The organism is Facklamia sp. P13069 (assembly GCF_050409405.1).
In the GTDB taxonomy this organism is placed as follows: Bacteria; Bacillota; Bacilli; order Lactobacillales; family Aerococcaceae; genus Facklamia.
On sequence record NZ_JBNUPN010000043.1, the window covers coordinates 1 to 6,861 of the forward strand.

General features: G+C 34.8%; 7 protein-coding genes. 2 read left to right on the forward strand and 5 right to left on the reverse strand.

Annotated features, from left to right (window positions below; all coding sequences use genetic code 11):
- Positions 1-204: 204 nt before the first annotated feature.
- Complete coding sequence (locus tag ACQV2T_RS09100; protein WP_428873965.1) at positions 205-1,014, forward strand: helix-turn-helix domain-containing protein; 810 nt, start codon at positions 205-207, stop codon at positions 1,012-1,014.
- 46 nt (positions 1,015-1,060) lie between these two features.
- Here ACQV2T_RS09100 and glmM read toward each other — a convergent pair whose 3' ends face one another.
- The 4 genes from glmM to yidD all read right to left on the reverse strand — a co-directional run bounded on the left by glmM (position 1,061) and on the right by yidD (position 4,609).
- A complete protein-coding gene (gene glmM, locus ACQV2T_RS09105) occupies positions 1,061-2,416 on the reverse strand; it encodes a phosphoglucosamine mutase (protein WP_428873964.1) in 1,356 nt (451 codons plus the stop codon).
- Positions 2,417-2,473: 57 nt separating this feature from the next.
- On the reverse strand, positions 2,474-3,445 hold the full coding sequence (locus ACQV2T_RS09110; RefSeq protein WP_428873963.1) for a CdaR family protein: 972 nt from the start codon (positions 3,443-3,445) through the stop codon (positions 2,474-2,476).
- Positions 3,438-4,301, reverse strand: coding sequence for a diadenylate cyclase CdaA (cdaA, locus tag ACQV2T_RS09115; protein WP_428873962.1), 864 nt, complete (start codon positions 4,299-4,301; stop codon positions 3,438-3,440). Before cdaA ends, ACQV2T_RS09110 begins: the two co-directional genes overlap by 8 nt.
- Positions 4,302-4,363: 62 nt before the next feature.
- Positions 4,364-4,609, reverse strand: a complete 246-nt coding sequence (yidD, locus tag ACQV2T_RS09120; RefSeq protein ID WP_428873961.1) for a membrane protein insertion efficiency factor YidD — start codon at positions 4,607-4,609, stop codon at positions 4,364-4,366.
- 78 nt (positions 4,610-4,687) lie between these two features.
- Here yidD and ACQV2T_RS09125 point away from each other — a divergent pair, with 78 nt between their 5' ends.
- Entirely contained in the window at positions 4,688-5,770 is a 1,083-nt protein-coding gene (locus ACQV2T_RS09125) for a M24 family metallopeptidase (RefSeq protein WP_428873960.1), read from the forward strand.
- 48 nt (positions 5,771-5,818) lie between these two features.
- Here the strand turns inward: ACQV2T_RS09125 and ACQV2T_RS09130 are convergent, their stop codons facing one another.
- Positions 5,819-6,625: a formate/nitrite transporter family protein gene (locus ACQV2T_RS09130; protein WP_428873959.1), complete on the reverse strand. Its 807-nt coding sequence runs from the start codon at positions 6,623-6,625 to the stop codon at positions 5,819-5,821.
- Positions 6,626-6,861: the final 236 nt, after the last annotated feature.

Below are 6,861 nucleotides of genomic sequence, written 5' to 3' on the forward strand. Positions count from 1 at the left end.
TAAAGACAACCCCTTTATTTGAGATTAACTCACAAAGGGTTTGTCTTCAGTCTGAGCTTAATCTTATATGGTTAAGCTTCTTTTTATTAATAAAATATCATATAAAATTTTTAATACTCTAACTATACCAATCGGAATAAAATTAGTGTATAATATTGTTAAAATGATATATTGTAGGGAAGATATAAAATAAGGAGGGTCGCTATGTATATTTCTAATATTAATTCAGCTTCTGTTAAACTAGACAGTATTCAATCCGAAAAAATCACATCCAGTCAAAGATTCACAGTCCAATCTTCAGATAAATTGGTTTTAATTTATGTTCATAAAGGGGCAGCTGATTTCATCTCTGAAGAGAAAATAGGTGGTTTTAAGAAACGTGATATCATCATCCTAAATCCTAACCATTCGATTGAAATCCAACCAATCCGTAAATTAGAATGGTTTCGTGTTGAAATTTCCGGAATTTTGTTTACTTCATCTGCTGAAATTGAATCAATGGATAATATTTTTATCGTTTGCGATCAATCGCAGACCATTAAAAATTACTTAGATCTTGCCCTTATCGAATATAAACAACCCTTTAGAGGGTCTGAACTTGTTTTAAGAAAACTAATTGAGTGTGTCATGGTTCATGTGCTGAGGCACCATGAACTGTCCATTAAAGACTCCTCTATTCAAGTGCGTCACCAAGAAATCGAAATAATCAAAAACTATATTCGTGAACATTTTTCTGAAAAAGTAACTCTTGAACAGCTTTCTGATATTGTTGATATCAATAAATACTATATGATTAGACTGTTTAAACAACAAACAGGACTTTCTCCCATTGATTATTTAATTCATGTGCGACTGTCTGAAGCAGAAAAACTGTTAGCTCAAACGTCTATTACGATTTCAAAAATTTCTGATATAGTTGGCTTTCATTCTCCTTCACACTTTTCAAAAACATTTAAGGAAAGTAATCATATGACCCCTTCAGCTTATCGACGAAAGTTTTCTAGTTTAGCTTAATAAAACAAAGCGCTCCATGAAAATTCTATTTCATGAAGCGCTTATTTTATTCAATCCCTCTAACTTGGCGAATAACATCTGCAATTTTATGCACATACTTATCCACTAATTCGTCGGTCGGAGCTTCGGCCATTACTCGCAGTAATGGTTCCGTTCCACTTGGGCGAACTAAAATTCTTCCTTCACCGGCCATTTCTTTTTCAACCGATTCAATGACTTGTTGAACTTTTGCTTCTTCTAAAACAGTATGTTTATCTCTAACTCGAACATTGACTAACTTTTGCGGATAGATGATGACCTCTTCTGCTAATTCCGATAGTTTCTTCCCCGTTTCACTCATAACAGCCATTAATTGTACGGCTGTTAATAGACCGTCTCCTGTTGTGTTTAAATTTAAGAAGACGATATGTCCAGATTGTTCACCACCTAAGGTATAACCACCTTCACGCATAGCTTCTACAACATAGCGATCTCCAACATTCGTTTTTATTGCAACCATTTCATTGGCTTCTAAAGCTTTATGGAAACCTATATTACTCATAACCGTTGAGACAATCGTATTATCATTTAATCGTCCTTTTTGCTTCAGATGATTTCCACAAATAAAGAGTATCTTATCTCCATCAACTAGATTTCCCTTTTCATCAACTGCAATTAAACGATCTCCATCACCGTCAAAGGCTAATCCTAGATCCACTTCTTTTTCCTTAACTAGCTCTTGCAAAGCTTTTGGATGAGTTGATCCAACCTGATCATTAATGTTTATCCCATTAGGTCGATCACCCATGGTGTAAAAATCAGTGTCTAAATCAGCAAATAATTGATTGATTAAGGGTGAAGTGGCTCCATTTGCCGCATCAATAGCGACACTCAATCCACTTAATTCAACTGAAATAGTTGATTGTAAAAAGTTCAGGTATTTTATAGTTCCTTCATGGAATTCGTCTATTAAGCCTAAGCCTTCAGCGACTGGTCGAGGCAAATTATCTTCTTCTGAATCTAGTAGTTCTTCTATTTCTTCTTCTTGCTGATCAGATAATTTAAAACCATCGGTACCGAAAAATTTAATCCCATTATCTTCTGCAGGATTATGTGAAGCAGAAATCATGATCCCCGCTACAGCATTTTGCGTTTTAGTTAAATAGGCTACGGCTGGAGTGGGTACAATACCCAATTGCATCACTTCAATCCCAACTGACAAAAGACCTGCGGTTAAAGCAGCTTCTAGCATTTGTCCAGAAACACGTGTATCTCTTGCAACTAAGACTCTTGGTGTTTCAACAGATTCAGCGTGCTGTAAAAGAACATATCCTCCATATCGACCTAATTTGAATGCTAGTTCTGGACTTAATTCCTGATTAGCAACTCCTCTAACACCATCCGTTCCAAAAAATTTTCCCATTTTCTTCTCCTTTTTAAATCTTATAAGTGAGCTTTCTTAAATCTTTTCATTACGTTACTATTGACTTAATTTCACTGGCTCGATTATAACTTCTACTTTAGCCTCATTGATACTCGCGCTCGAAATACCACTCGGTAAATTCAGTAACCCTATAACTTGACCTGATTCTATCTGTTCGGAAACATCTACAACAAGTTCTACTTCTTTAATCGGATTAAGGATTTTCTGACTACCAAATAATGTGACTTTATCTTGACCAACAATGGAATAACGATAATTATTTTTTGTATTATCTTCTCCTATAGCAGTAATTTTCAAAGGAAATTCTTTCGAGTTTTGGACAATGTTCACTTGTGCTTTAATATCCATTGTTTCTGAGTTCACATCGAGAGGCTTTCCATCTTTGTCTAAAATTTGTAAGCGATAATTACCTGCAAAGGATTCTGCAACCGGTTGGTTAGAGCGAATACTAATGCCCACAAAATCAATGGCATTAATGGCTCTTTGACTGCCTACTAATTTAACTTCTTTTGGATCAATATTAACAGACTCTACCTTAAAATCTGATTCTAATTGAAGATCATCAAGTGAAACTTCAACAGCAACCGTCACAACTTTACGCTGTTGGACCTCTACTTTTACTTTAGAAGGCGAGATGGTATAAGTGATTTCATCGGGTAAGCCGTCTATTAATAATAATAGTTCTCGATCACCAATTTGACCTTTAAAAATTTTCTCAGTTTGAACCATAATGTTTTCGCGTGTCACTTGGTTCAAAATATTTTTAGGGCCATCAAGACGAACGGTCACACTTTCTTTAAGATCACTAACGTAAATATCATCGGGATGATCGCCTAAATATAATGGCACATTATACAAAGTCTCCGATGTATTAAAACTAGAAGCTAATTGAGAATTCACGGCTGCATTACGGGCATTGTTTTCGTTAGTAACAAAAGTATAAATAAATAGAGCAAAAATTAATGAAATAATTCCCACAGCCCAGTTTTTTTCAAATATCTTATTCATTATTTTTGCCACCTTTACTTGAGCGCATCCTGTTAAAGAGGGTTTTAAACATATTAGAATCTTGACTTTTTGAGTCTTTTTTTTCTATCTCTGTATAAAGATATTTGTTAAGCAAATCATGTAGTTCTTCTTTATCTAGATCACGATGTAAAAAATCATTCTTTACAATACTAATTGCGCCCGTTTCTTCGGATACTATTAATGTCAAAGCATCTGTTTTCTCTCCCAGTCCAATTGCCGCCCGGTGCCTTGTTCCTAATTCCTTAGGAATTAATTTACTTTCCGAAAGCGGTAAATAACAAGAGGCAGACGCAATTCTAAAGTCATTGATAATGACTGCTCCATCATGCAAAGGCGTGTTGGGAATAAAGATATTGATTAATAATTGACTAGAAATTTCAGAATCTAATGTTGTCCCAGTACTAATATATTCTTCTAAAGAATCTTCACCTTCAATAGAAATGAGCGCTCCAATTTTACGCTTTGACATATAGAGTAAGGATTTTTTTAAATCCTCAATTAACTCTTCACTCGGATTTCTTGAAGATTGTCTATTTCTAAAAAGGATTTTCCCTAAACTTTCTAACGCTTTTCGCAATTCAGCTTGGAATAAAATAATAAGGGCGACTACTCCCCATGAAATAACTTGCCCCAATAGCCAATCGATTGTTTGTAAACCAATTCCTTGACTTACAAATTTGGCAAAAATAATTAAGCCTATTCCTTGCAAAAGATTCATTGCCCGAGATTGTTTAGCATAGCCTATTAATCGATAAATAATGAACCAGACAATGAAAATATCCAGTAAACTCACAAATGGATGGTTGCCTAGGAACTGATTGAGCCACTCTAGCATCCTTTCACCTACTTTCAACTTAATTACTATTTTACCATAGTCTCATTAACCCATGGTAAAATTTATTTATTGACCCGCTGCCTTCTTAAAGTAAAATGATCCGGTATAGGATCTAATCCTCCTTCTCGGAAGGGGTGACATCTTAAAATACGTGCTAAACCCATTAAAGAACCTTTAAGTGCTCCAAACCGCTCAATCGCTTGAATGGTATAACTTGAACAAGTTGGTGAATAGCGACACGAAGGAGGCGTTAAGGGGGAGATGTATTTTTGGTAGAATCTTATCATTCTAATAAATATCTTTTGCATTTTTACCTCCAATCATTACAATAACCATTTTCTTCTATTATAATAGTTTATGTAGAAGTTACCAGTAGGAGGAAAAATATGAACAAATTAGCTACAAAAAAACTACTAGACGCTATGCAGAAAAAAGATATCTCACAATTTTTAATATCTGACCCCTCTACAATTGATTATTTAGTAGGATACCATACAGATCCTGGTGAAAGACTTTTATTATTATCAATTAAGCGTAATGGACAAATGCAACTGATTCTTAACCAATTATTCCCTACTTTTAAGGAAAAAGATAATCTAGCTATTAAATATTATAATGATGGAGAACCCATTATTAGAGAATTAGCTGAAGGTTTAGAGGCTGGTAATATCGGTATTGATAAAAACTGGCCAAGTCATTTTTTAATTAACTTGATGAAACAACATCCTAATGCTGAATATATAAATGGAAGTCCCTTAGTGGATAAAATTCGTGCTATCAAATCAAAAGAAGAAATTGATATCATGCGGGAAGCATCACATCGGAACGATCAAGTCATGCAAGCACTGATTAAAAAGATAGATGCAACCACTAGTGAAAATGAAATAAAAGAACAACTAGCTTCATTATATAAAGAGTACGAATGCGACGGCTTTTCATTTGAACCGATTATTGCCTATGGACCCCATGGTGCTGACCCCCATCATAGTACCGATGATAGTTTACCTCAAGTGGGACAAAGTATCATCATTGATATTGGATCAAGTTATAAAGGATATTGTTCAGATATGACTCGAACTGTCTTTTTTGGCGAAGTGTCCGATAAGCATAAAGAAATCTATCAAACTGTTTTAAAAGCGAACGAAGAGGCTATCAAACAGGTAAAACCAGGGGTGTCATTTGCATCCATTGACTTAACCGCAAGAAAAATCATCGAAGATGCGGGCTATGGTGAATACTTCACTCACCGCACCGGACATTTTATTGGTAGAGACGTCCATGAATATGGGGATGTTAGCCAACATAATCATAATAAAGTAGAAGTGGGAAATGTTTTTTCAATTGAGCCCGGTATCTATCTTCCAGGTGAAATGGGCGTACGCATAGAAGACCTAGTTGTCGTTACAGAAACAGGCTGTGAAGTCATCAACTTAGCGAATAAAGAACTAACCATTCTGCCTAACAAATAAAAAATAACCCTTGTGGCTAATGTAAGCTGCAAGGGTTTCTTAATTTTTTTAATCATGAAGTGCCAGTCCAGCATCATTTAACCATGCATAGACGAGACCAATAACAAGTCCGCCACCAATAAAGTTTGCAACCCAAGCAACAGTCCAAGCTAAAAGAACAGGCACTAACTGAAGAGCTTCTGCTTGATAATTACTAAAAGCAACTAAACTAAATGATCCAAAGTTAGCCACCACATGTTCATAACCTAAAAACACAAACATGAAGATAGCGCCGAAAACAATAACTATCTTAGCAATTTCTTCTTTGGCCAATAAATAACCAACAATTGCTATGTTTACAAAGGTGTTGGCTAAAATCCCTTCGATGAAGATCAAAGCTAAATCTTTACCTAACTTTCCATTTACAGTAGTAACAATAAAGCTTTCAGCAGTCAATTGACTGAAAGCGCCTGTTTGGGCAACGATAAAGGCCGCTACAAAAGCTCCAACTAGATTACCAAGGGTACAAAATAGAAGAATCTGAACGGTCTTGTTAGGACTTATAAACTTGTGATAAGTACCTGCCGTTAAATACATCATATTTGAAGTAACTAATTCTTGATGTAGGAATAAAATAAATAAAAGACCAAAAGCAAATAGGATTGAATAAACGAACTTGCCAATATGAGGAGCTCCAACATTAATATAATCCGCAGCATAAACGCCAATAGCTGTAGCTAATACTAACATAGCTCCTGCATACATAGAACGTACAAAATAACGCGCTTTACTCTGTTCGAACAATCCAACCTTCTTATTTACAGAAGACTCAATGATCTTAACAAACTGTGACTCATTTACAATATTTTCTCTCATTCTTTAACTCCTTTAAAGTTATTTAACAACATTCTATAGTTTAGAGGTTTATTACTTTATTATCAAGTTAAAATAATAGAAATTATAGCAAGAATAATGAAAGTTTAAAGACAGTGAGTGGATATAAGTTTTGAAATTATAACTTAACTAGTATTACAGGGAAATCTTTCTTCAAAAATAAATTGGTTCTATAATTTATAGGGTTGATGGCCGAAGGCCTCAACTCTATTTTTTAC